This window comes from Mesocryomonas lacus (genome assembly GCF_055730105.2).
Genome location: NZ_JBUZWF020000008.1, coordinates 147,995 through 171,994 on the forward strand (window position 1 = coordinate 147,995; position 24,000 = coordinate 171,994).

19 protein-coding genes are annotated in these 24,000 nt (G+C 64.9%); 13 read left to right on the forward strand and 6 right to left on the reverse strand.

Annotated features, from left to right (window positions below; translation table 11 throughout):
• The first annotated feature begins 32 nt into the window (after positions 1-32).
• Positions 33-1,217 (forward strand): mannonate dehydratase, encoded by a 1,185-nt coding sequence (gene uxuA, locus ACZLZQ_RS22080; RefSeq protein WP_472951227.1) that lies wholly within the window; start codon positions 33-35, stop codon positions 1,215-1,217.
• A gap of 86 nt (positions 1,218-1,303) precedes the next feature.
• On the opposite strand, the gene ACZLZQ_RS22085 is transcribed toward uxuA, so the two are convergent.
• A complete protein-coding gene (locus ACZLZQ_RS22085; protein WP_472951228.1) occupies positions 1,304-2,131 on the reverse strand; it encodes an amidohydrolase family protein in 828 nt (275 codons plus the stop codon).
• 116 nt (positions 2,132-2,247) lie between these two features.
• Positions 2,248-2,988, reverse strand: coding sequence for a GntR family transcriptional regulator (locus ACZLZQ_RS22090; RefSeq protein WP_472951229.1), 741 nt, complete (start codon positions 2,986-2,988; stop codon positions 2,248-2,250).
• A 110-nt stretch (positions 2,989-3,098) separates the two neighbouring features.
• On the opposite strand from ACZLZQ_RS22090, the gene uxaC reads away from it, so the two are divergent.
• The 6 genes from uxaC to ACZLZQ_RS22120 all read left to right on the forward strand — a co-directional run bounded on the left by uxaC (position 3,099) and on the right by ACZLZQ_RS22120 (position 9,835).
• On the forward strand, positions 3,099-4,499 hold the full coding sequence (uxaC, locus tag ACZLZQ_RS22095) for a glucuronate isomerase (protein WP_472951230.1): 1,401 nt from the start codon (positions 3,099-3,101) through the stop codon (positions 4,497-4,499).
• A 63-nt stretch (positions 4,500-4,562) separates the two neighbouring features.
• Entirely contained in the window at positions 4,563-5,744 is a 1,182-nt protein-coding gene (locus ACZLZQ_RS22100; protein WP_472951232.1) for an ABC transporter substrate-binding protein, read from the forward strand.
• Positions 5,745-6,298: 554 nt separating this feature from the next.
• Positions 6,299-7,450, forward strand: a complete 1,152-nt coding sequence (locus ACZLZQ_RS22105) for an ABC transporter ATP-binding protein (RefSeq protein WP_472951234.1) — start codon at positions 6,299-6,301, stop codon at positions 7,448-7,450.
• The gene (locus ACZLZQ_RS22110; RefSeq protein WP_472951235.1) at positions 7,447-8,364 is read left to right on the forward strand and encodes an ABC transporter permease; all 918 of its coding nucleotides are present in this window, start codon (positions 7,447-7,449) and stop codon (positions 8,362-8,364) included. Before ACZLZQ_RS22105 ends, ACZLZQ_RS22110 begins: the two co-directional genes overlap by 4 nt.
• Positions 8,365-8,368: 4 nt before the next feature.
• Entirely contained in the window at positions 8,369-9,214 is an 846-nt protein-coding gene (locus ACZLZQ_RS22115) for an ABC transporter permease (RefSeq protein WP_472935669.1), read from the forward strand.
• A 168-nt stretch (positions 9,215-9,382) separates the two neighbouring features.
• Entirely contained in the window at positions 9,383-9,835 is a 453-nt protein-coding gene (locus ACZLZQ_RS22120; protein ID WP_472935668.1) for a hypothetical protein, read from the forward strand.
• Positions 9,836-10,522: 687 nt separating this feature from the next.
• Here the strand turns inward: ACZLZQ_RS22120 and ACZLZQ_RS22125 are convergent.
• On the reverse strand, positions 10,523-10,738 hold the full coding sequence (locus ACZLZQ_RS22125; protein ID WP_472951237.1) for a CsbD family protein: 216 nt from the start codon (positions 10,736-10,738) through the stop codon (positions 10,523-10,525).
• Positions 10,739-11,055: 317 nt separating this feature from the next.
• On the opposite strand from ACZLZQ_RS22125, the gene ACZLZQ_RS22130 reads away from it, so the two are divergent.
• Together ACZLZQ_RS22130 and ACZLZQ_RS22135 are read left to right on the forward strand one after the other, a co-directional pair.
• Complete coding sequence (locus ACZLZQ_RS22130; RefSeq protein WP_472951239.1) at positions 11,056-14,325, forward strand: response regulator; 3,270 nt, start codon at positions 11,056-11,058, stop codon at positions 14,323-14,325.
• On the forward strand, positions 14,322-14,708 hold the full coding sequence (locus tag ACZLZQ_RS22135) for a response regulator (protein ID WP_472951240.1): 387 nt from the start codon (positions 14,322-14,324) through the stop codon (positions 14,706-14,708). Before ACZLZQ_RS22130 ends, ACZLZQ_RS22135 begins: the two co-directional genes overlap by 4 nt.
• 52 nt (positions 14,709-14,760) lie before the next feature.
• Here ACZLZQ_RS22135 and ACZLZQ_RS22140 read toward each other — a convergent pair whose 3' ends face one another.
• From ACZLZQ_RS22140 to ACZLZQ_RS22150, 3 genes are all read right to left on the reverse strand, one after another.
• Positions 14,761-16,701, reverse strand: a complete 1,941-nt coding sequence (locus tag ACZLZQ_RS22140; protein ID WP_472951242.1) for an AI-2E family transporter — start codon at positions 16,699-16,701, stop codon at positions 14,761-14,763.
• 99 nt (positions 16,702-16,800) lie between these two features.
• Entirely contained in the window at positions 16,801-18,369 is a 1,569-nt protein-coding gene (locus ACZLZQ_RS22145) for an adenylate/guanylate cyclase domain-containing protein (protein WP_472951244.1), read from the reverse strand.
• 105 nt (positions 18,370-18,474) lie between these two features.
• Positions 18,475-19,986 (reverse strand): phospholipase D-like domain-containing protein, encoded by a 1,512-nt coding sequence (locus ACZLZQ_RS22150; RefSeq protein ID WP_472935662.1) that lies wholly within the window; start codon positions 19,984-19,986, stop codon positions 18,475-18,477.
• A gap of 228 nt (positions 19,987-20,214) precedes the next feature.
• Here ACZLZQ_RS22150 and ACZLZQ_RS22155 point away from each other — a divergent pair, with 228 nt between their 5' ends.
• The 4 genes from ACZLZQ_RS22155 to ACZLZQ_RS22170 all read left to right on the forward strand — a co-directional run bounded on the left by ACZLZQ_RS22155 (position 20,215) and on the right by ACZLZQ_RS22170 (position 23,925).
• The gene (locus tag ACZLZQ_RS22155; RefSeq protein ID WP_472951246.1) at positions 20,215-20,655 is read left to right on the forward strand and encodes a pyridoxamine 5'-phosphate oxidase family protein; all 441 of its coding nucleotides are present in this window, start codon (positions 20,215-20,217) and stop codon (positions 20,653-20,655) included.
• 700 nt (positions 20,656-21,355) lie between these two features.
• Positions 21,356-21,844, forward strand: coding sequence for a TadE/TadG family type IV pilus assembly protein (locus tag ACZLZQ_RS22160; protein ID WP_472951248.1), 489 nt, complete (start codon positions 21,356-21,358; stop codon positions 21,842-21,844).
• Entirely contained in the window at positions 21,844-22,398 is a 555-nt protein-coding gene (locus ACZLZQ_RS22165; protein WP_472935659.1) for a TadE/TadG family type IV pilus assembly protein, read from the forward strand. Before ACZLZQ_RS22160 ends, ACZLZQ_RS22165 begins: the two co-directional genes overlap by 1 nt.
• 42 nt (positions 22,399-22,440) lie before the next feature.
• Positions 22,441-23,925 carry a TadE/TadG family type IV pilus assembly protein gene (locus ACZLZQ_RS22170; protein WP_472951250.1) on the forward strand — a complete coding sequence of 495 codons (1,485 nt, stop codon included), beginning with the start codon at positions 22,441-22,443 and terminating at the stop codon, positions 23,923-23,925.
• Positions 23,926-24,000 lie beyond the last annotated feature (75 nt).

Below are 24,000 nucleotides of genomic sequence, written 5' to 3' on the forward strand. Positions count from 1 at the left end.
GGATCGGGGCAGAGGGATTAGGGAGAGACAAGATGGAACAGACATGGCGGTGGTTCGGGGACAATGATCCCGTCAGCCTCGATAACGTCCGGCAGGCCGGCGCGACGGGCATCGTCTCGGCGCTGCACCAGATCGCGCCCGGCATCGCGTGGACGGCTGAGCAGATCGCCGAGCGCAAGGCTGTGATCGAGGCCGGCGGTCTCGTCTGGAGCGTCTGCGAGAGCATCATGATGCCGAACGCGATCAAGCTCGGCAACGCCGACGCCCCGCGCGCGATCGGCGCCTGGAAGGACACGCTTGCCAACCTCGGCCGCGCCGGGATCAAGACCGTCTGCTACAACTTCATGCCGGTGGTCGACTGGACGCGCACCGACCTGCACTACCGCATGCCGACCTCCGGCCTGGCGCTGCGTTTCGACATGGTGAGCTTCGTCGGGTACGACGTTTTCGTGCTCAGGCGGCCGAACGCCGAGGCAAGCTATTCCGCCGATCTCGTCGAGAAGGCCCGCCAGCGGATCGAGGGCATGGACGCCGAGGCCGTCGACCGGCTCGAGGCCAACATCATCCGCGGCCTTCCCGGCGGCGAGGCGAGCTACGACCGCGCCTCGATCGGCCGGCTGATCGCCGACTATGACGGCCTTTCCGACGATGCGATGCGCGAGAACCTCAAAACCTTCCTGCGCGAGGTGGTGCCCGTGGCCGAAGAGGTCGGCGTCCAGCTCGCCATCCACCCCGACGACCCGCCGTTCTCGCTGTTCGGCCTGCCGCGCGTCGTCTCGACGCCTTCGGACGTCCGGGCGATCCTCTCGGCCGTCGACCGCCCGGCCAACGGCATCACGCTCTGCACCGGCTCCTACGGCTCGCGGGCCGACAACGACGTCACCGCCATGGTGCGCGAGTTCGCCGAGCGCATCCACTTCGTCCACCTCAGAAACGTCACCGTCGAGCCGGACGGCTCCTTCGTCGAAGACGAGCATCTCGAGGGCGGGACCGACATGGTGGCGGTGATCGACCTCCTCCTGCGCGAGGAAGGCCGGCGCCGGGCGGCAGGCGACAACAAGCCGATCCCGTTCCGGCCCGACCACGGCCACCTCCTCGGCGACGACATCACCAAGAAGACCAATCCCGGCTACTCCCTGGTCGGCCGGCTGAAGGGCCTGGCGGAACTGCGCGGCATCATCCGCACGCTGGAGCACCCAACGCTCGGCCGGGGGTGAGGCGAGGCGCCCGCGGCTGAGGCCGAAGCGCAAACATTGAAACCGTCATCCGGGAAGCCGGGATGACCAAGCTGAAATTCCGCCGCTCACCCCAGCCGGTAGATCCGCTCGGCATTGCGGTGGAATAGGCGGGCCTGTTCGTCATCGCTGCAGCCGGCGACGATCGTCCGGGCCGCCTCGACCCAGGTCGTCAGACCGCCGCCGAGGGTCGCGACCGGATGGTCGCTGCCCCAGACGAGGCGGCCCCAGCCGAAGCAGGCGACCATGTGCTCGACCACGGGGCGGAGATCTTCCGGCGTCCAGCCGGCGGCGGCGTGGTTGACGATGCCGGAGATCTTACCGGCGACGTTCGGCAAGGCAGCGATGGCGGCGATGTCGGCCCGCCAGGTATCGAGGTCGCCGGTGGCGATCGGCGGGTTGCCGCAATGGTCGAGGACGAAGGAGACGTCCGGGCAGCGCTCGGCCAGCGCCCGCCCGACCGGCAGCTGCCGCGCCAGCACGCAGAGATCGAAGCTGAGGCCGGTCGGTCCGATGCGGCGGATGTTGTCGGTGAAGCGGGCGGACGCCGAGAGATCGTCCGGCGATTCATGCAGGATGCGGCGCAAGCCCCGGACGCCGGGAGTGGCCTGCAGCCGCTCCAGCGCGGCTGGGAAATCGGCATGCTCCGGCCGGCAGGCGGCCACGGCGCCGATCACCCGCGGTTCGAGCCCCAGCACCAGCGCCGTTTCCGCCGCCTGGTCGGCTTCCGCGACGTCCACTTCCATGTGCAGCGCCGAGGCGATTCCGAGCGGTTCGGCCTCGGCGAAATAGGCCTCGACCGACCAGGGCCGGTTCAGCGCCGGCGCGCCCGCCAGCCAGGGATAGGCGAGGCGGTCGGGGTAGACGAGGTGGAGATGGGTATCGAGGATGCGCATGGGATCTCCCTCTGTCGGCATCGAACGGGGCGCCCGCGCCGTCCCCTCGCCGTGGCGGCGCGCCGGCCGCAGGACCCGAGGTGCGAGCGGAGTGACAAGAATAGAGGGCGCGTGGCTCAGGCGAAATAGGCGGGATGGCGGAGGCGCAGTTCGGCGACGTCGGGAATGACCGCGTTGAGGTGGCCTTCCATCGCCGTCGCCGCCGCTGCGACGTCGCCGCCGACGATGGCGTCGCGGATGACGACGTGCTCGGCGATCACCTGGCCCATCCGGTCGAGGGCCGGCAAGGTGAGGCGCCGCGCCCGGTCGATCTGAACCTTTACCTGGGCCAAGAGCTTCCAGATGCCGGGATGGCCGCCGATCGCGGCGATCTCGGCATGGAACGCCTCATCGGCCTCGTGAAAACCGCCGAGGTCGCCGATCTCGTCCATCAGCCGCTGCCGCGCGATGATCGCGTCGAGCCGCCGGCCCCGGTCGGCCGCCGTCGAGCGGGCCGCGGCGGAAACGGTGATGCCCTCGAGCGCCTGGCGCACCAGCACGGCCTCGGGAATGGCATTGACCGGCACCCGCGAGACGAAGGTGCCGGATTGCGGGAAGATGTCGACGAGCCCCATTTCAGCCAGCCGCAGAACGGCCTCGCGCACCGGCGTCCGGCTGACCCCGAAGCGCTCGACCAGCATCTTTTCCTGCAGGGGCGTGCCGGGGGCGAGTTCCAGCGCGACGATCTCGGAGAGCAGCGTCGCGTAGATCAGGCCGGCCGAGGTGATCCGCTGCGGCCGCCCCGCCGCCGTCTGGCCGCTGCCCGCGCCATGCCCTCCGGGAGCGACATATCCATCCGGCACTGACGTCTCCCTCATCTCTTGGTTGACATTCTAATATATCAGCGCAATGGTCCTGCCAAGAGCGACCGCCAAGGCGCCCAGCAGGAATAAGCCGCCCGGCGCGGCGGATGTGGGAGGAGACGGGGATGGCGCTGCACCCGGATCGGCTGTTTCCGATCGAGGCGGACGCGCGGGCGATCGCCCGGCGCCTCTACGGCGAGGTCGCGGCCCTGCCGATCCTGTCGCCGCACGGCCATACCGAGCCGTCCTGGTACGCAGACAACACGCCGTTCAGCGATCCCGCCCAGCTCTTCGTTGTGCCCGACCACTACATCTTCCGCATGCTCTATTCGCAGGGCGTGCCGCTGGAAAAGCTCGGCATTCCGCGCAGCGACGGCGGGCCGACCGAGACCGACGGGCGGGCGATCTGGCGGATTTTCGCCGAGCACTACCGGCTGTTCCGCGGGACGCCCTCGCGGCTCTGGTTCGAGCACGCGCTGGAGAGCGTGTTCGGCATCGAGGAGCGGCTGACGGCGGAGAATGCCGACACGCTCTACGACCGCATCGCCGAGGCCTTGCCGACCGACGCCCTCAGGCCGCGCGCCCTGTTCGACCGGTTCGGCATCGAGGCGATCTCGACCACGGATCCGGCGACCGACGACCTGTCGCTGCACCGCCGGATCAAGGCGTCCGGCTGGGCCGGACGGGTGTTGCCGACCTACCGGCCGGACGCCGTGGTCGATCCCGAGCGGCCGGGCTTTGCCGACGCACTGCAGCGGTTCCTGGCGATGGAAGGCCAGCCGACGACCTATGCCGGCTATCTCGAGGCGCACCGGCGCCGGCGGGCCTTCTTCATTGCCAACGGCGCCACCGCGACCGATCACGGCCATCCCACCGCCCGCACCGCCGATCTCGCGCCCGCCGACGCCGCCGCGCTATTCGACGCGATCGTGGCGGGGGCGGCAACGCCTGACCAGGCCGAGACCTTCCGCGCGCAGATGCTGACGGAGATGGCGCGGATGAGCGTTGCCGACGGGCTGGTGATGCAGATCCATCCGGGATCGGTGCGCAACCACAATGCCGGCGTCTTCGCCCGCTTCGGCTTCGACAAGGGCGCCGACATCCCCGGCCCCACCGGCTACGTCCATGCGCTGAAGCCGCTGCTCGACGCCGTCGGCAACGAGCAGGGCCTCACCATCATCCTCTTCACCCTCGACGAAACAGCCTATTCGCGCGAGCTCGCGCCGCTCGCCGGCCACTATCCAGCGCTGCGGTTGGGGCCGCCCTGGTGGTTCTTCGACAGCCCCGAGGGCATGCGCCGCTTCCGCGAGACGGCGACCGAGACCGCCGGCTTCTACAACACCGTCGGGTTCAACGATGACACCCGCGCCTTTCTTTCGATCCCCGCCCGCCACGACATGGCGCGGAGGGTCGACTGCGCCTGCCTCGCCCGCCTCGTCGCCGACCACCGGCTGGACGAGGACGAGGCGAAGGAAGTCGCCCACGATCTCGCCTACCGCTTGGCGAAGGACGCCTACCGCCTGTGACGACAACCTGACAACGGACCGGCGGCCGGGAGGCCGATCGGTGTTTCTGGGAGGAAACACACCATGCGCATCAACCGCAGACATCTCATCGGGGGCTCCGCCGCGCTGGCCGGAGCTTCGCTACTGCCGTTCGGCGGCAAGGCCTTCGCCGCGCTGAAGGCGCCGTCAAGCCCGGTGACGATCACCGTCGTCGACGTCGCCGGCAACCTCGCGCTGACGCAGGCCGCGATGCAGCGCTACACCGAGGCCAAGCCCGAATGGGCGAGCCGCATCGCCTTCACCAAGGCGCCGGCGCCCGAACTGCCCTCCAAGCTGAAGGCTCAGCAGGCCGCCGGCCGGCTCGACATCGACCTCGTGCTGACCGGTACCGACGCGCTCTCGGCCGGCCTCGACCAGGACATCTGGACCGACCTCTCGCCCTACAAGGCGGACCTGCCGAACCTTGAATCCATCCTGATCCCGCAGGCGTTCAAGATGCAGGCGATGGCCAAGGACCGCGGCGTCGTCGTCTCGTACTACCCCTCGGGCCCGCTGATCGAGTACATGCCGGATCGGGTGGCGACGCCGCCGACCAGCGCCGACGAGCTCCTCGCCTACACCAAGGCCAACAAGAACAAGTTCATCTACGCCCGCCCCGCCAATTCCGGTCCCGGCCGCACCTTCCTGATGGGCTTGCCCTACATCCTCGGCGACAGCGACCCGCGCGATCCCGAAAAGGGCTGGGAAAAGACCTGGGCCTATCTCGAGGCGCTCGGCGAGAACATCGAGTACTACGCCACCGGCACCACGCAGACGATGCGCGAGTTCGGCGAGGGCACGCGTGACATCGTCGTGTCGACCACCGGCTGGGACATCAACCCGCGCGTCCTCGGCATCGTGCCGGCGGAGGCCAAGGTCGGCACGCTCGCCGGCTTCCACTGGGTGACCGACGCCCACTACATGGTCGTGCCGAAGGGCGTCTCGGAAGAGAAGCTCGCCGTCCTCCTCGACCTCATGAACTTCATGATGACGCCGGAGAGCCAGGCCTATGCCTACGACCAGGGCTATTTCTATCCCGGCCCCGCGGTGAAGGACGTGCCGCTGTCGATGGCGCCGCAGGAGAGCCAGGACGCGATCAAGGAGTTCGGCCGGCCGGAATACGACCAGTGGATCGCCGAGACGCCGCTGGAAACGCCGCTCGATCCCGACAAGATCGTCGCCGCCTTCCGCATCTGGGACGAGCGCATCGGCGCCAAGAAGAGCTGAGCCGGTCTTGGAACGGCACAAAACCCAACGGACGGGATACTCGCGAGCAGCGCGGGGATTTTCGCGCCTAGCGTGGGGTTCACCGCGCACAGCTCGGAGCCCCCTGCCGTGGCGGTTCTGCGGCGGTTCGGTTCCGGCAGGTTGCGTGACCGCGGCGGAGCCCGTGCTCGAACGGCGCCGATCCCAACGATCGTCATCCTCGCGCGCAGCGCCGGGACCCATGCCGCGGCGGTTGCGTGTCGGTTCGGGTCGGGAGGGGGGCACAACCGCGGCGGAGCCCGTGTTCGAACGGCTCCCACCCCAACGATCGTCATCCTCGCGCGCAGCGCGGGGACCCATGCCTCGGCGGTTCCGTGTCGGTTCGGGTCCGGAGCGGCGCGTGACCGCCGAGGCATGGGTCCACGGGGCTGAAGCCCGGAGGATAACGAACTTTCTTGCGCCGCGAGGTTCCCGGCACAGTCTCCCTCGGCAGATCTCAAGCCGCAGATTTCCTTTCGGCGCCGATGCCCTGCCCACGCCGATGCCCCGCCGCTTTGCCTGATCCAAGGACTGATATGAACGCCACCTCCTCCCCCCGCGCGGGCGCAGCGCTCGCCGTCGCCGACAGCGGCCGGCTCGAGCTTATCGGCCTGCGCCGCAGCTTCGGCGCCTATACCGCACTCGACGGCATCGACCTGACGGTCGAGAAGGGCGAGTTCATCGCGCTGCTCGGGCCATCGGGCTGCGGCAAGTCGACGGCGCTGAACTGCATTGCCGGCTTGCTGCCGCTGACCTCCGGCGAGATCCGGCTCGACGGGCGGCGGATCGACGAGCTGCAGCCGGAGCAGCGCGGCTTCGGCATGGTGTTCCAGAGCTACGCGCTCTTCCCACACATGACGATCCGCAAGAATGTCGGCTTTGGCCTCGCCATGCAGGGCGTCGCGAAGGCTGAGGCCGAGGGCCGGATCGACCAGGCGCTGGATCTGGTGCGCCTGCGCGAGCAAGGCGACAAGCTGCCGGGCCAGCTCTCCGGCGGGCAGCAGCAGCGCGTCGCCATCGCCCGCGCCATCGTCATCCGCCCGGCTTTGGTGCTGATGGACGAGCCGCTGTCGAACCTTGACGCCAAGCTGCGACTGGAGATGCGGGCGGAGATCCGCGCCATCCACGACGCCATCGGCTCGACCACCATCTACGTCACGCACGACCAGGACGAGGCGCTGTCGCTCGCCGACCGGATCGTGGTGATGAGCCAGGGCGTGATCCGCCAGACCGGCACGCCGGAAGATCTCTACGAGCGGCCGAACCATATCGAGGTCGCCGACTTCATGGGCTTTCGCACCCGCATCGCCGGCAGCGTCCAGACCACCGCGGCGGGTCGCACGACGATCGCCGCGGGCGGCGGGCTGATCGAGGCCGACCATCCCGGCGAACTCAGCCCTGGCGAGGCCGTCACGGTGTCGATCCGGCCGGAGGATCTGGTCGCGTCCGCCGGCGGCCCCGGCCTGACCGCGACGGTGCGCTCGATCGAGTACCGCGGAAGAGCCTTCTTCGGCCTTGCCAACCTTGCGGACGGCGCCCCGGTCTATTTCCGCAGCGATGCCGCCGTGAAGATCGGCGACACGGTCCTTCTGCGCGCCGACCCGCAGCGGACGCTGGTTTTCCCGGCGGACCGGCCGGCGCCGGTCGGCGAAAGGGGACGGTTCGCTGCCGCCGGTGACAAGCGATGAGCGAAGCCGTAGGGGCGCGTCCGGTCGCCCGAACGATCGCCCGGACATCGCTGCGCACGAAGCTGGCGGCCCGCGGCTTCGACGGCACGACGCTGCTCGTGCTGCCGGGCCTCGTCGCGATCGTCGCGCTCTTCATCTACCCCTTCCTCTACGGGCTCGTGGATTCGCTGACTCCTGAGACCGGGGGCATGTTCGAGAACTACCGCCGCTTCTTCTCCGACCCGTTCCTCTACAACACCATCGGAGCGACGCTGAAGCTGGCGCTGCCGGTGACAATTCTGAACCTTGCGCTGGCCGTGCCGATCGCCTTCCGGGTCCGGCAGATGCGGCGCCAGAAGCTCCTGACCATCCTTCTCGTCCTGCCGATCACGCTCGGCACAGTGCTGGTGGCGGAAGGCCTCCTCAACTATCTCGGGCCGCAGGGCTGGTTCAACCGGACGCTGATCCTCGTCGGCATCCTCGACACGCCGATCCGGCTGACCAACAACTACTGGGGCGTCTTCGCCTCGCTGTTCATTACCGGCTTCCCCTTCGCCTTCCTCCTCACCCTCTCCTACGTCACCGGCATCGACCCGGCGATCGAGCAGGCGGCGGCGACGCTCGGCGCCAATGCCTGGGCGCGCTTCCGCAAGGTGCTGCTGCCGCTGCTGGTGCCGGGACTGGCGGTGACCTTCTGCCTCGCCTTCGTTCAGGCTTTCGCGGTGTTCCCCTCGGCCGTGCTGCTGGGCGCCCCGGCGGGGCCGACCCGCGTCATCTCGATCGCCGCCTATTCCGCGGCCTTCGAGGAATACAACCACTCCCTCGGTTCGGCGATCGCCATCATCATGGGCGTGATCCAGCTCGCGATCGTGCTGGCGGTGCTGGCGCTCCGGCGGCTGTTCTACCGCGGCCCGACCGGCGGCACGAAAGGCTGATGCGATGATCCGCGACAAGGGCCTCGGCTCGAAGCTCTGGCGCACCGCCATCTGGGCGGTGACGATCCTCTTCGTCCTCAACCTCCTCGGCGTCATCGCCACGGTGATCACCAATTCGCTGGCGACCCGCTGGCTCGGCACTTGGCTGCCGACGGGGTGGACGACGCGCTGGTATTTCGCCGCCTGGAGCGAGTTCCAGCTGACCGAGGTCATGCTGGTGACCTTTCAGATCGTCTTCCTCGTCACGTTTCTGTCGGGCCTCATCGGCATCACCACGGCCTATGCGCTGGCCCGGCGGGAGTTTCCGGGCAAGCGCTTCGTCATCCTGGTCTTCCTGCTGCCGCTCCTGGTGCCGCCGCTGACCTACGGCATTCCGCTGGCGACGCTCCTCTACCAGGCCGGGCTCGGCGGCGGCTTCTGGGGCGTGGTGCTGATCAACCTCGTGCCGTCGGTGCCCTTCGTGGTGCTGGTAATGATTCCCTTCATCGAGCAGATCGACCCGCGCATCGAGGCGGCGGCGCGCGTCTTCGGCGCGGGAACGGGGAGCCTTTTCCTGCGCATCCTCCTGCCGCTGCTCCTGCCGGGCATGCTGGCCGCGCTGCTGCTCGTGCTGGTGCGCACCATCGCGATGTTCGAGCTGACTTTCCTCGTCGCCGGCCCGACCAGCCAGACGCTGGTGGTCTCGCTCTACTACGCCGTCTTCGCCTCCGGGGTTCGCGCTTCGCAGTCGATCGACGCGATGGCGGTGGTCTACATGGTGACGACGCTGTTCTGGCTGGTCCTTGCGCTGCGCTTCGTCAACCCGACGCAGATCGTGGCGCGCGCCAAGCAGCCGTCGAACGCCCACTGAAACGGAAAACTTGGTGGGAATACTGCGGCCGACGGTTTACGCCGGCCGAAAAGCAATGATTTTAGTCAATTCAGCTTGAATACGGCAAGAAAAACGCCACCGTTTTTGTTTCCAGGAAGTTTACAAGCGCCAGCTACAGTTCCGGCTAATCAATGCCGGAAAAGAATAATGCCCTACATCGCGCCGCTCCTGCTGGTCTTTCCCACGCTGCTGACCGCGACCCTCTGCGTGGTGGCGCGCCGGGTCAATATGGGCAATGCCGGCGCACAGGCCTTCGAGCATCTGCATGCGAAGGCGGTGGCGCACTGGCAGTTCCTGCTTGATCTCGTAATGCTCGCGCTTGTCGCAAGCTTCATTCTCGCCATCGACGAGAACGATACGCACAGCGCCCGAATGTTTCTGACGGTCCTGTATTACCTCAGCTTTGTCTCGGTCGTCTTCGCCGGCTCCGGCTATCTCTTCAGCCGGGCTTGGACCTCCGTTGTGCTGCGCAAGATCGCGTTCCGGGCGATCATGTGCCTTGCTTTGTTCATCATGCTCCTCGGCATGAAAGCGGCCGGCATCGGCCACAGCGAGCGTCCAAACGAACTGGCTCGCCTGGCGGACATGCAGCGGCTTTAGGTCGGACCAGCAGGGAATGCCTTCGGCCTACCACCGCCAGAACACTCCATGATCAGGCACGTCGTAGATAATTGCGAGAAACGGCTAGTAGCTGCGAATGAAAGTGCGGCCTCCCCCTTTTGGCGTCCGGTCTTTCGTTGCAAGACTTGCCCCATGCGACGACCGTTGACTGCCTCCATCCTTGTCCTTGCCGTCCTCAGCGGCTGCAGCCCCGCATCATCTCCGCGCCTCGTGCCGGAACTCGGCAGTGTGGGTTCCTCCGAGAACTCGACCGAGTATATCTGCCTGGCTTGGCGGAAGGCCCTCGACGGCTATGACGCGGCTGGGGAGCGTCGGCGACTGGCGGACAGCTTGCGGGCGCGCGGGGAAGACCCGCGCTATTGCGAGCAGCGTGACGGCGTGTCGGCTGCCGCTCCACTGTCGCCCAGCATGGCTCAGCCGGCCCAGACGACAGCGGTACGGCGGCAGCGACCATCGGCAACCCGGACGTCGCCGAGCCCCAATCGCCGGGCCCTGAAGACCAGTCTGGACTGTACGAGCGAGTTGGTGAAGGGTCCGCCGGACCGCTACAAAACGATTTGCCGCTGACGGCTGGCGACATCGCCGGCGCCAGCAGCCTCGGCGCCGAAACGGCACAAAAAAGCCGGGACCCTTGCGGGTCCCGGCTTCGCATCTAGCAACGAATGATCAGAGCTTGCGGTGTGCCGCGTCCGAGACCTCGTCCGCGCCCTTCTTGACGGCGGCCTTGGTGTCACCCACGGCCTGCTGCGCTTCGCCCTTGAGCTCCTGCGCCTTGCCGTCGGCCTGAAGACGGTCGTTGCCGGTTACCTTGCCAGCTGCCTGCTTCACGTTGCCGGCGGCTTCGTTGGCGAGGCCCGAAATCTTGTCGGAAGTGCTACCCATGGTCATTCTCCATCAGCTGCGGACATGATGTCCTCGGGTATTAGAATGCGTTACGGGCCGGTTGGTTCACGGTGTGCGCTGCGGAAACGTTTCGCTCGACGAACGAAATGGCAGGAAACGCGTCTTGGCAAATCCGTGCGGAGCAGTGTGGCGGCCCACAGGGGCTGATCTCGCTGCGAAAGCCTTTCCATTGTCCGCTATTGGTCTAGCTGGTGATTATGCCCGCGTGGCAGTCATTTTCCCGAGGGCATCGCGTGAACGCATCAATTCCCAAAGCCGCCCGCTTCCGCGGTCTTCCCATCGGACCCGGTTGGAGGATGGCGGGTGCGGCAGCACTCCTCATCATCGCCGTCGCCGCTTTCGGCTGGACGGTCATCGATATGCGCAGGGCGACGGCCTCCAGCACGCGGCACACCGAGATCATTGCCGCGGTCCAGCGGGTCGTCAGCAACGTCACCAGCGTCCAGAGCAGCGAGCGCGGCTTTGTCCTCACGGGGTCGGACGCTTTTCTTGAGCCATACGACCGGGCGCTGAAGAGCTTTGATAAGGCGCTGGCTTCGCTTACCTCGACCTATTCCGGGAGCGGAATGAAGACGGCCGACCTCACCGAATTCACCGCGCTCGTCACCGCCGAGATCAATTACGCCAAAAAGGTCATCGAGACGCGCCGGGCCGCAGGCTTCGAGGCCGCTGCCGCTCTCGTTGGCGAAGGCGAGGGTAAGCGGCTGATGGACCAGGTCGACGCCAAAGCCGGCGTCATCGACGGCGAGGCGCACAGCGTCATCTCGGAAAACCTCAAGCGGAGCCGCTTCGCCAGCACCCTCCAGATGGTTGGCTTCGCTGCTGCCGTCGCCGCAGCGCTGCTTCTCGCATACCTCGCCTACCGACGGCGCCGCGAAAGCCGCGCCCAATCCGAGGTCATGGGCAGCTTGCTCGAGAATGCATCGGTCGGCATCGGCTTCCTCGACAGCAGCTTCGAAGTCGTCCGACGCAACCGTCCTTTCGCCGAGCTGCTGATCCACGACGGCCGTCTGTCGCTGCTCTCGAAGACGAAGGACAGCGGAACGGTCGAAGCCATCCTGGAGGCTGCAAAGGCCGGTTCCTCGACATCGAACGTCGCGACCGAGGTAGAGGTCGGTGGCAAGACACACTACCTCCTGCTGAATGCCTTTCCGATCTCGGGGACAGGGCATGCCGGCGCACCGGTACTGGGCCTGGTGGTCATCGACACCACCAAGAGCAAGCAGGCCGAACGCCGGTTCGAACAAAGCGAGGGACGCTTCCGCTCGCTGATTGACGCCGCCGCCTCAATTGTCTGGACGGCACCAGCTTCCGGCCGCTTCGAGCAGCCGCAGGCGAGCTGGATGCGCTTTACCGGCCAGTCCGAAGGCGAGCACCTCGGCAATGGCTGGCTGGAATCCGTCCATCCCGACGACCGCAGCTCGACGTTCAAAATCTGGACGGCCGCCCGCGCCGAAAAGACTGTCTTCAAGACCGAGCATCGCCTGAGGCGCGCCGATGGCAGCTGGCGCCAGATGGCCGTGCAGGCCGCGCCGACACTTGATGCCAAGGGCGAAGTGGCGGAATGGGTTGGCACGCACACCGATATCACCGAACTCCGGCAGGCCGAGAAGAAACTTGGCGAGGCCGGTGCGCAGTTCGAAGCCCTGGCCGACAACATCCCGCAGCTGGCCTGGATGGCGGAACCGTCGGGGGAAATCTTCTGGTACAACAAGCGCTGGTTCGACTACACCGGCACGACCCTGGAGGACATGCAGGGCTGGGGTTGGCACAAAGTGCACCATCCCGAGCACGAGGCGCGGGTGATCGAACAGTTCAAGCGCCAGTTCGCCGAAGGCACGATGTGGGAGGACACCTTCCCGCTGCGCGGCGTCGACGGCTCATACCGTTGGTTCCTGTCGCAGGCGACGCCGATCCGCGACGGCAGCGGCAAGGTGCTGCGCTGGTTCGGCACCAACACGGACGTCACCACCCAGTTGGCCGTCGAGCACGAGCTGGAAGCGGCCAAGGACGCGGCGGAGACGGCGAACAAGGCGAAGAGCCAGTTCATCGCCAATATGAGCCATGAACTGCGCACCCCGCTCAGCGCCGTCATCGGCTACGCCGAAATGCTGGAGGAAGAAGTCGAGGATCTCGGCGAGGACGGCCTCCTGAAAGACATTCGCAAGATCAAGGGCAATGCCCGCCATTTGCTCAGCCTAATCAATGACGTCCTAGACCTCTCGAAGATCGAGGCGGACCGGATGGACATCTATGCCGAGACCTTCGACATCGAGACGGTTGTCGACGAGGTGACGTCGACTGTTGGCTCGCTGATTTCCAAGAAGGACAACCGCCTGGTCATCGAGAAGATCGGCGACCTCGGCGCGGCCCACACCGACCAGGTGAAGCTGCGGCAGTGCCTGATCAACCTTCTCAGCAATGCCTCGAAGTTCACCGAGAATGGCGAGATCCGGTTGCGGGTCGAGCGCTCGTCTGACGGGCAGCGGGACTGGCTCAACTTCGAGGTCTCCGATACCGGCATTGGCATGACGCCGCAGCAGCTGGAGAACCTGTTCGAGCGCTTCACCCAGGCCGACGCCTCGACCACGAGGAAGTTCGGTGGCACCGGTCTCGGCCTCGCCATCACCAAGGCTTTCTGTCGCTTGCTTGGCGGCGATATCGGTGCGCGCAGCGAGGAGGGTGAGGGTTCGGCCTTCACCATCCGCATCCCCGCTGACGCCGTGGAGAAGGTCGACGAGACCGAGATCCTGCACATGCCCGATCCCGGCGCGGCTCAGAATGCCGGCCTTGTTCTCGCGATCGACGACGACCCGAATGCCCGTGAACTTTTGACGCGCTTCCTCAGCCGTGAGGGCTTTGCCGTGCGTACCGCCTCCGACGGCCTTTCGGGCCTCGAAATGGCCCGGGCGATCAACCCGACGGTGATCATCCTCGACGTCACCATGCCGAAGATGGATGGCTGGGCCGTCCTCACCGAGTTGCGGGCCGATCCGGTGCTCGCCAACGTGCCGGTGGTGATGGTTACAATCATCGACGAGCACAATCTCGGCTATTCCCTCGGCGCGTCCGACTATCTTCTGAAGCCGGTGGAGTGGAACAGGCTGCGCGACGTGATGGCGCGCTACCGGCTGGACAATGAGGGGCTGATCCTCGCCATCGACGACGATGCCGACACGCTGGAGCGCTTCACCTCGCTGATGGCCAAGGAGAACATTCCCGTCGTCACCGCCTCCAACGGAGAGCTTGGTCTCGAGCGCGTCGCCGAGCGGATACCGACGCTGATCCTGCTCGACCTCGTCATGCCGGTGATGAATGGTTTCGAGTTTCTCGAGAAGCTGCGGGCCAACCCCGACTGGAAGTCGATCCCGGTCGTGGTGCTGAGCTCCAAAGACCTGACCGCCAAGGAATGGCAGCGGCTTCAGAGCGATGCCGACCAGGTGCTGTCGAAGAGCAATGTGGCCCTGCGGGAGCTAGTTGCCGAGATCCACGTTATCATGCAACGCGGCAGCGTTGGCGATCCGCCACTGAACCTTGCCAAAGCCGAACTGGAGCCACGCATATGACACGCATTCTTCTCGTGGAAGATCACGAGGAAATATGGGACTTTCTGTCCCGTCGGCTGAAGCGGCGTGGCTATGACGTCATTCTCGCGCATGATGGACAGGACGGCGTGGAAAAGGCGCGCGCCTCCAACCCGGACATCATCCTTCTCGATATGAACCTGCCTGTGATGGACGGCTGGACGGCGGCCCGCACGATCCGTGCCGACTCTTCCCTTCCGCGCATGCCGATCATCGCACTGACGGCACATGCGATGTCGGGAGACCGCGAGAAGACCATCGCCGCCGGTTGCGATGACTACCATGCCAAGCCCGTCGACTTCGCCAAGCTCGTCGGACAGATCGAAGCGCTGGTGCCGTCCGAAGCAGCGTCTGCTACCCTCTAAAAAAAAGCCACTCTTCGGATGCCGGAGAGTGGCTTTTTTTCTGATGTAATGGTCAGGCCGCTTGCGTGACAGCCTGGCGATCGAGCCCCTTGCCTTCGAGCTGCAGCGGCTGATCTGCCGACAGCTCCAGAACTGCCGCAAGGGTGCGGTTGAAGGTGGTGGTCACAGCGTCGGCATGCGTCCGACGCTTCAACTCCTTCAGCATTGCGGGATCCCGTTCGCGCCAGATTCCGATGACGATCTTGGCGGCAGGTGCCACCCGGTGGACCTGGCGAACCGCCTGCCGCAGGTGCACGAGGCTGAGCGGCTCCACGAACGACAGCACGACCAGCGCGACGCCCTCGGCCTCCGCTGAGGTCGGCATGCGCTGGGCCAGTGATTTCCAGGTCGTCGTCTTCGTGCCGAGGCCATGCTTGCGGATCGTCTGCGCCAGCATTTCCGTCAACGGCTCGTCGAGCGCGCTGACGCCGGAGACACAGACGACCGGGGTTTCGCTCCGGAAGGCCGGCGCCAGTTCGTCGCGACGGCGCACGATGTGTGCGACCTCAAGATCCGGACCTGCCGCCGCAACGGCTGCGGCCGCTTCAGCGTTCAGCGATCCACCGGAAGGCACCGGGCTGCGAATCCGCTCGAGCCGACCGACGAGGTCCAGGGCGGAGTGCCTGAGGACTTCGAGACGGTCCCCGGTGACGGCAAAGCGCGCGACGTCCTCGTGGGCAAGGCGCATGCCTTCCACGGCGATCTCGTCGTAATAGGTCGCCAGCGCTCGCTCGCGCAGGAAGGCACGCGCCTGGTCTCCTGCTTCCCGGGTCGAGCCGGTCAGCATGCGCTGGTAGAAGATCTGCGGGGGTGACAGTGCCGGCCGGTCGCCGAAGATCACGTCGATCGTCGAGAGACGCGGAATGTGGCGCCCCATTACCACGAGGCAGATCGTCAGCGGGGTGGCGAGGACGAGACCCACCGGACCCCAGAGCAAGGCCCACAACGCAGCGGCCAGGATCACCGCAATCGGCGACAGGCCGCTGGTGTGGCCGTAGAGCAATGGCTCAATGACATGGCCAAGGATTGGCTCGACCGCGAGGAACAGCACGATCACCCAGATCGTCATGCTCCAGCCTGGGTCGACAGCAAAGGCCAGCGCAAGTGGCAACGCGGCGCCGATGAACGCGCCGATATACGGCACGAAGCGCATGATGCCGGCGAGGATGCCCCAGAGGAACGGGCTGGGCACGCCGATGAAGTAGAGGCCTGTCCCGATGACGATGCCGAAGGTCACGTTGACGATCAGCTGGGTCAGCAGCAGCCGGCTGAGGCGGCGAGCGGCGTCGTCGATCGCCCCCGTGGTTTGCTGAAGGTCGTCGGTGCCGGCAAGGCGGATGAAACGGTTTCTCAGATCCTCACGCTGGGCGAGAATGAAGCAGGCGAAGACGAGGACGATACCGATCATCGCCAGCGGATGCAGCAGCGGCGATACGATGGTCGAGATTGTCGACAGGCTGTTGCCGCCGGTGTCGAGCTGCACCATCATCGGCTTGGTCTGCGCGGCGGCATCCTTCACCGTATCGTTCGACCCGAGGGTCTCGAAGTCCGCCATCAGCTCCTGGATGGTACGAAAGCCTCGCGCCATGGGGCCGGTGCCCTCGGTCGAGCTCGCGAGACCCTGGATCTTCTCCTGCATGGTCTTCTGGTAGGTCGGAAGTTCGGCCGCCAGTGCCGCCAGCTGGTTGGCGATCACCACCCCGGCGGCGATGATCCCGACGAGGGCGACGATCACCGCGCCGATGATCGCCAGTCCCTGAGGCAGCCGCATCCGCTGCAGTCCGTTGACGATCGGCGCGAGCGCGAAGCTGAGGAGGATGGCCAGCGCAAAGGGCACGAAGATCTCGCGGCCGAGATAGAGGATGGCCGAGACCACGAGGATCAGCACACCGACGGCGAAGGTGGTGAACAGCGGCAGTGCCCGCTTCAGCATTTGCGATGTGACGATGTCCACGACGTTCTCCGGAAGGCGATTGCTGCAGCAGTTAGGCGCTGGCGGGGGAAAGGGAATTGGCGATCCGCGCGATGACGGGTGAAACGACAGTGCGAATGGTCAGCTGAGATAGTAGGTGTCGATCGCCCCGATGCCGCGGACCTCGACCGGGTCGTTCGGCTCGAAGTCGACCCGCCCTTCGAGCGCCGAGCGAACTGCGGCCGAGACGAGAATCCGGCCGGGGGTACAAAGGCCTTCGAGGCGGCTCGCAAGGTTCACCGTATGGCCCCAGACGTCGTAGAAGAGTTTGCGGCTGCCGACGACGCCGGCCGCCGCCGGGCCCTTGCTGATGCCGATGCGCAAGCGCAGCGATGCGGCATGGTCGATGGTCTGCAGCACACTTTCCATCTCCCGCGCCATGGTCACGACCCGGAAGGCCGGGTCCGACACCGGGTCCGGAATGCCAGCGACGAGCAGATAGGCATCGCCGACGGTCTTGATCTTCTCCACCCCGTTTCGCTCGGCCAGCGCGTCGAAGCCAGAGAAGATGCGGTTCAACATCTGCAGCGTCTCGATCGGCGACAAGGTCGAGGCGAGCTGCGTGAAGCCGACGAGATCGCAGAACAGCACGGCGACGTCGGTAAAATGGTCGGCGATGATGCCCTCCCCCTCCCCGAGCCGCTTCACGACGCTCGCCGGGAAGATGTTGTGCAACAGCATGTCGGCGCGCAGCTGCTCTTCCTTCAGACGGGCGAGCGTTGCCTGCTCGCGGTCGCGCAGGAACTTGCGCTCCAGCAGCGTATCGATCCTGGCGGTCAGCAGCGTCGCGTTGAGCGGCTTCGACAGATAGTCGTCGGCGCCCGCCTCGATGCAGCGCACAGCGGCATCGACCTCGTCCAGCGCCGACATGACGATCACAGGAAGGGCCGCCGCCCGGGGTTGCCGCTTCAGGCGGTTGAGCACTTCGACGCCGCTGAGCCCGGGCATCATCAGGTCGAGCATGACAAGATCGAAGTTCTCGGCCTCCGTTAGCGCGAGGGCTGCCTCTCCACTGTCGCAGGCGGTCACGGTATGGCCAAGCTTTCGCAGGCGCCGGGACACAAGATCGCGGATCGAGGCATTGTCGTCGACCACCAGCACATGGCCCGTCACGCCCGTGGCTGGTTTCCCCTCCCCCTCGAAATCCACAGGCACCGCGGGGGCTTCATCGGGCAGCGGCTCGCTCTGCGGCATCGATGCCCGGTCGGAGGCTTCGTCGAGGACGGCCAGAAGATTGCCAATTTCCTTGAGGACGGTGTTCGCCTCGCCGATCAGCCGGCCCATGGGCTCAACGAAACGGTGATCGTCCTCCTCGGCCATTTCCTCGAGCAGCAACTCGGCATAGCCGAGAGCGCCCGACATCGGCGTGCGCAGATCGTGCCGGACCGTCGCCGCCCCGAAGTCCTCGCCTGCCGCGGGGGACTGGATTAGCCCATCGATCCAGCGCGCCTTCTCGCTCATCCGGGCAACCGAGCCGCCGAGCTTCTCCAAATCGCCGGCGTAGAGATCGCCGCCGGCCGCCGCGACGGCAGCCATCACGTCCTCGAAGCTTTCCTCGAGACGCCGCACCGCCGGCAGGAAGATATCGGCGAGCACGTCCAGAAGCTTGGCGTGCGAAGCCTCATTCCTCTGCGGATTGCGTTCGAGCAAGCGACGACCCTCTGGCGCAGGCGGACGACATCGCTCCGCGGGCGCTTGGCATCCAACTCGCCGGGATGCCAATCGTTGCAGAGGCTTATGCCGAAGGGCCGGGTTCTATCGAAGCCGCTGGCTCTCCTTGCTGCGGCGGCGCAGCCGCGGCAGGTGCAACCGGCCCCGCAATCGCCGCAGGAGACCCCGCTTGCTCAGCGATTCAAACATCTGCTCGGGCCCCTCGGGATCGAGGATCTGGTTGTCGGCGAGCCAGGTTTCCACGTCGCTGAGATCGGGCGCCGTGTAGGGGCGCAGCGTCCGGCCTTCGCCACGCAAAGCCTCGATCGTTTGAATCAGCGAGCCGGTAGCCTCGATCGAAGCCGCGACAGTGGCGGGATCGACGCCGAGCTGTTCGGCCAGAAGATCGTGGCGGATAGCGGTGATCGTGGCATGGAGACCGTCATTGCCGGGGAGGCTGGTGTCGATGGTGACGTCGCACTCGGTGTCCAGCCGCAGCGACCGGTTGTTCATGTTGGACGAGCCGATGCGCAGCACCTCGTCGTCGATGATCAGGATCTTGGCGTGGACATAGATGGCCTCGCCGCCATCGGTATAGGGATGGTAGACGCGGAACCGCCCGTGCGGATCGCGGCGCCGCAACGCTTCGTGCAAGCGTGCCCGCGCGGTGTCCATAGCCAGCGGCTCCAGCCACCCTTGTGCGGTGACGGGATTGATCACGACGATCTCCGGCCCGTCCGCCTCGCTGAGCCGCCGGGCGATCGCTTCGGCGATGCGGCGGGAGGCGAAATACTGGCTCTCGGCGTAGATATGGCGTTTCGCCCGGGCGATCTGGTCGAGGTAGAGGCGCTCGACCTCCAGGATGGCGGCTTGGCCGTCCATCGTCGGCACGGAACGCGACACCGCCATCTCGACATCCTCGAAATGCGCGGTGAGCCCGTCCGGCCAGCAGGAGGCCATTCCCTCAACAGCCTCCATCGGCTTGCCACCCGCGTGATGCCAGCGGTCGCGCGCAATCTTGCCGAGCACCTCGGCCATCGGGCCCTCGATCGCCGTCGTCGCGTCGTGCCACGGTTTGTAGCGGGTGCCGTTCGGCCGCCGGCGCCGGTCGTCCTCGTGCCGGTGCTCGCGCGTATCCCAGCGGTCCTCGGTCATATCGATGCCGCCGCAAAAGGCAAAACTGTCGTCGATGACCACGATCTTCTGGTGGTGGGAGCCACCGACGGGATGCGCCCCGTCGAGCTTGGTGTGGATGCGGGGATGCGCCATCCATTTGAGGATCGTGAAGATGGTCGAGCCGCGGAACAGTGTCTTGATCGCGCCGAGGTCCCATCGCAGCAGATAGACTTCGAGGTCCGGGCGGTGGCGCACCAGCCAGTAGATGAACTCGCCGACCCTTTCAGGCGCAACATCATCCTTGCCGCCCCGGCCAAGAATGATGCGTCCGTCGAAATCCCAGCCGACGAGCACGATGCGCTTCTTCGCCTTCAGCATCGCCGCGCGCGCATAGCGGAAATAATCGTCGGCATCGACGACTACGGCCGCCCGCGAGGCGCGGGCGAGCCGGTAGCAGTTATCGCGCGGGCGCAGCGGGCTCGGCGGTGTCAGCTCATTCATTTCTTGCACCATTCGAAAGATTGAACCGGCGTGGCCGACGCAGATATGGTCGATGGCTCGCTTCGTCGACGGGAAGCTCTCCACTTTCTCGTCAGCGAAGTACACCCTTGCCTCCCGCCCCCGATCGGCAACGGCGGCAAGGCGGAACGTCGTTCCTAAAATCCTGCGCCAAGGGAGCAAAGCCCGGTCGGCGGCATTCATCCCAGTATTGTTAATGGGAGCCTGCTCATGACCGACCTTACCCTCGATGATCTTTCGGACAAGATGGCCGATATCGACTTTGCCATGCTGTTCACCAAGACGACAGGCGGCGAGATCGGCGGCCGCCCGATGAGCAACAACGGCGACGTCGAATACAACGGCGACTCCTTCTTCTTTTGCTACGAGGAAGCCCGCTCGATCGCCGACATCGAAGCCGACCCAAAGGTTGCGCTGTCCTTCCAAGGCAATAAGGGGCTGCTCGGCAAGCCGCCGATCTTCATCTCCGTCGAAGGCCATGCTGAACTGATCCGCGAGAAATCGGAGTTCGAGGTTCACTGGACCTCCAGCCTCGATCGCTGGTTCAAGGACGGCATCGACACGCCGAACATCGTGCTGATCAAGGTCCGGGCCCAGCGGATTCACTACTGGCTCGGCGAGGACGAGGGCGAGATATCGATGAGGGCCTGACCAACGACCGGCAGCGGGTATGCCTGGCGAGGTCTGGCGGCGGACAAGGTGGGGCTGACCCATTGAGCTTGCCCCTCCACGGCGACATAGCAGCCATGCGTCCAGCGGGATTTCTTCAGTCCGCGCAATATGGTTTTGTAAGCTTGCATTCGTTTCCTCCCAGATCCCAATGCACAAGCTAGCCCGCCCGGTTTTCCGCGGCGGGCTTTTTTTGGCTATACTGAAATGTACTTGGCCGAATAACACTGCAGTTACAACGCTCTAGGGAATCTCTAACCCTTACCACCGTGCCAAATCTTTTTTGTAACTGATAACGGCATAATTTTACTTATCAGGCTGGTATTAGCCGACCAGCTTGGTTTCTACATCGATCTTTGCAAAATTAAATTAGAATTGAAAACAGGCGGAAAGAATAATAGTTGAATAACTAAACTTCGATTGTGTAAGTTATATGTCAGAAACAACTGTTTTCAGAAATAATTTTGCGCAGAAGTGGCAATTTATATTAGGGACAACCGCGAGTTTAGCGATACATGCTCGCCTAATTAAGTAATGCTCAAGCTTTCAACTCTACGGGTCTAGTGAGATGTCGCCGACGATTGGTCGGTGCCGCAACGGTAGATAGACCCTCATGTTCGGGCTGAATAAAAAGGTTCCTGTCGCAGGATGGGGACGCCGCTCCGCCTTACCGCGGCTCTTTGTGCGTGCGCGGGAAGGCACAGCCGCCGTCGAGTTTGCCTTGCTGGCCTTGCCGTTCTTCCTGATCGTGTTTGCAATCCTGGAGACCGCCTTCATCTTCATCGGCAATGTCACGCTCGAGCAAGCCGTGACCAAAGCCAGCCGCATCGTCCGAACCGGAAATGTCGCGCGGGAGAATGTCAGCGAGGCCGACTTCCGAAAGATGCTCTGCGGTGAAATCACCGTCCTCATGTCGTGCGACAACATCAAGCTGGACCTTCGATCGTACTCCGATTTCGCTTCCATCCCAACCAGCGCGCCGATCGTCGCCGGCGCGCTTTCGGAAGGTGACTTCCGGTTCGAGCGTGGCAATGCTGGGCAAATCATGGCGCTGCGAGCCTTCTACGAATGGCCGCTCTTCACCAATTTCATGGAGAGCTACCTGTCCGACCTCAGCGGCCGCAAGCACCTCCTGATGTCGGTCTCCGTCTTCCAGACCGAGCCCTTCTAATGCGGCAACGCCTTCCCCCGCGTCTGAAACGCTTCGTTCGGGATCGCGCCGGCGCCGGCGCCATCGAGTTTGCCTTGATCGCGCCGGTTCTTCTCACCCTCTACCTTGGCGGCGTCGAGGTGACCCGCGCCATCACCTTCAGCCATAAGATGCAAAGGGCGACCACCGCCGTCAACGATCTCGTCACCCAGTCGACCGACCTCAGCAAGGCCAGCGTGCTGGAAACGTTCGACGCGGCGGACGCGATGCTCGCGCCCTTTCACCTCGACCCGATACCGATCCGGACGACCGCGATCAACGTCGATGCCGCCGGCAATGCCAAGGTTGTCTGGTCTGTCGCCCGCGGGATGGACAAGGCTTCGGCAGGGAAGGCCTACGTCCTTCCCGAACTGCTGAAGGGCCTTCGAAACTACACCCTCGTCGTCACGAACGCGTCCTACGCCTTCTCCCCGATTTCCAGTTACGTGCTGATGGCGCGCATCCCGATGAGCGCCGAAGCACGGGGCCGGTTCCGCGGTCAGAAGCCTCCGACCTGCAGCGATTGCACCAAGTAGCCCTTGCCGAGCGATCTCCGTCTCAAAATCAGAGTACCCCCCGTGTTCAGGAAATTTCTCTCCGACCGCCGTGGCAACTTCGCGTTGATCACCGCGATTGCCATGCTGCCGATGATCCTGGCGATCGGTTTTGCGATCGATGGTGCGCGCTATTACAAGGCGCGCTCCCATCTGCAGGACGCGGTGGATACGGCCTCGCTCGCCGTCGCCGCGTCCGAGGAACAGGATACAAAGGTGCTGCGCGCGCTGGCGGAAGAGTTCATCCGGTCCAATCTCGACGAGCGCACGATCGACAACGTCAACTTCGACTGGTTCACGTCAAGCCCCGAGGAAATCGATGCCGGCGTGCATGGCTCGATCACCACGACCTTCATGCAGCTTGCCAATGTGAAGACGATGTCGGTTTCGGTCGCAACAATCGCCAAACGCGCGCCCAAGCAGATCGTCGAGGTCGCACTGGTGCTCGACAACACCGACTCGATGAGCGCGCCCGATGCGAAAACCGGCGAAACGCGCATCGAAACATTGCGCAAAGCCTCCAAGAGCCTGGTCGAGACGCTGTTGCCCACAGACGAGCCCGGTCCCCTCTCCATCGCCCTCGTGCCCTATGCCGACCATGTCAATGTCGGCATCGAGAACAAAAACCAAAACTGGCTGGCCCTGGATGGCGTCGAGCGAACGGAGACGGGCGGTGGCGACCGGGTGTGCGAACCGAAGGTCGAGGATGGCACCGAAACCTACTGCAAAACCTACTCTAAGAAGACTTGCACCAAAATTGTGGACGGCATCACCAAAACCGAGACCTGCAACGACCAGTGCATCGAACAAGCCACGCGCACAAAGTATAAAGATCAGAAATGCACCGGCAAGGACCCTTACACTAACATCTACAAGTTTCAGGGCTGCGTCGGAACCCGCATTTCCGGATCGCTGCGGCTCAGCGATACCAGCCCGACCTCGAAATATCCCGCTTACGTCGAAACGTCGCAAAAATGCGCCCGGCCGATCATTCCGCTTATGCAGGACCGGAAGGCGTTGCTGGCCGGCGTAGCGGCAATGACGCATAAGCCATCGAACTACGTCGCCAACACGCATATCCCCTCTGGGATGGTCTGGGGTCTCAACGTTCTCTCGCCGATGGCACCTTTCAGCGAGGCTGCGGATTACGACCCGGATAACAAGTCGCCGCGCAAAATCCTCATTCTGATGACCGACGGTGATAATACACTGAAACCGGACACAAGCCGGGGAAAGCATATCGTGTTTGACGAGAAGAGCGCCGAAAAGGCCGCTGCGGACTTCATCAACGTCAATAAGGATACGCTGGCCATCTGCACGAATGCGAAGGCGAAAGGGATCGAGATCTACACCGTTGCCTTTGCCGTGACGAAAGTGGAGGCCAAGACCTTGCTCCGCCAATGCGCGACGAGCGATGCCTACTATTACGATGCGACCGATGCCGCAAAGCTCGCCTCGGCCTTTTCCGGCATCGCCCGGGCGATCAGTCAGGTGAGGCTCTCTCAGTAAGGCGCGGTCGGACCGGACGCCGACGCTTTCTGTCGGCGCTACCGGTCAGGTCAAGCCAAGCAGGAAACGGCCCGG

Excerpts from the sequence above, each read along its gene's own strand:
- uxuA (WP_472951227.1), top strand. The coding sequence starts at position 33 with ATGGAACAGACATGGCGGTGGTTCGGGGACAATGATCCCGTCAGCCTC.
- ACZLZQ_RS22085 (WP_472951228.1), bottom strand. The coding sequence starts at position 2,131 with ATGCGCATCCTCGATACCCATCTCCACCTCGTCTACCCCGACCGCCTC.
- ACZLZQ_RS22090 (WP_472951229.1), bottom strand. The coding sequence starts at position 2,988 with ATGAGGGAGACGTCAGTGCCGGATGGATATGTCGCTCCCGGAGGGCAT.
- uxaC (WP_472951230.1), top strand. The coding sequence starts at position 3,099 with ATGGCGCTGCACCCGGATCGGCTGTTTCCGATCGAGGCGGACGCGCGG.
- ACZLZQ_RS22100 (WP_472951232.1), top strand. The coding sequence starts at position 4,563 with ATGCGCATCAACCGCAGACATCTCATCGGGGGCTCCGCCGCGCTGGCC.
- ACZLZQ_RS22105 (WP_472951234.1), top strand. The coding sequence starts at position 6,299 with ATGAACGCCACCTCCTCCCCCCGCGCGGGCGCAGCGCTCGCCGTCGCC.
- ACZLZQ_RS22110 (WP_472951235.1), top strand. The coding sequence starts at position 7,447 with ATGAGCGAAGCCGTAGGGGCGCGTCCGGTCGCCCGAACGATCGCCCGG.
- ACZLZQ_RS22115 (WP_472935669.1), top strand. The coding sequence starts at position 8,369 with ATGATCCGCGACAAGGGCCTCGGCTCGAAGCTCTGGCGCACCGCCATC.
- ACZLZQ_RS22120 (WP_472935668.1), top strand. The coding sequence starts at position 9,383 with ATGCCCTACATCGCGCCGCTCCTGCTGGTCTTTCCCACGCTGCTGACC.
- ACZLZQ_RS22125 (WP_472951237.1), bottom strand. The coding sequence starts at position 10,738 with ATGGGTAGCACTTCCGACAAGATTTCGGGCCTCGCCAACGAAGCCGCC.
- ACZLZQ_RS22130 (WP_472951239.1), top strand. The coding sequence starts at position 11,056 with ATGGCGGGTGCGGCAGCACTCCTCATCATCGCCGTCGCCGCTTTCGGC.
- ACZLZQ_RS22135 (WP_472951240.1), top strand. The coding sequence starts at position 14,322 with ATGACACGCATTCTTCTCGTGGAAGATCACGAGGAAATATGGGACTTT.
- ACZLZQ_RS22150 (WP_472935662.1), bottom strand. The coding sequence starts at position 19,986 with ATGAATGAGCTGACACCGCCGAGCCCGCTGCGCCCGCGCGATAACTGC.
- ACZLZQ_RS22155 (WP_472951246.1), top strand. The coding sequence starts at position 20,215 with ATGACCGACCTTACCCTCGATGATCTTTCGGACAAGATGGCCGATATC.
- ACZLZQ_RS22165 (WP_472935659.1), top strand. The coding sequence starts at position 21,844 with ATGCGGCAACGCCTTCCCCCGCGTCTGAAACGCTTCGTTCGGGATCGC.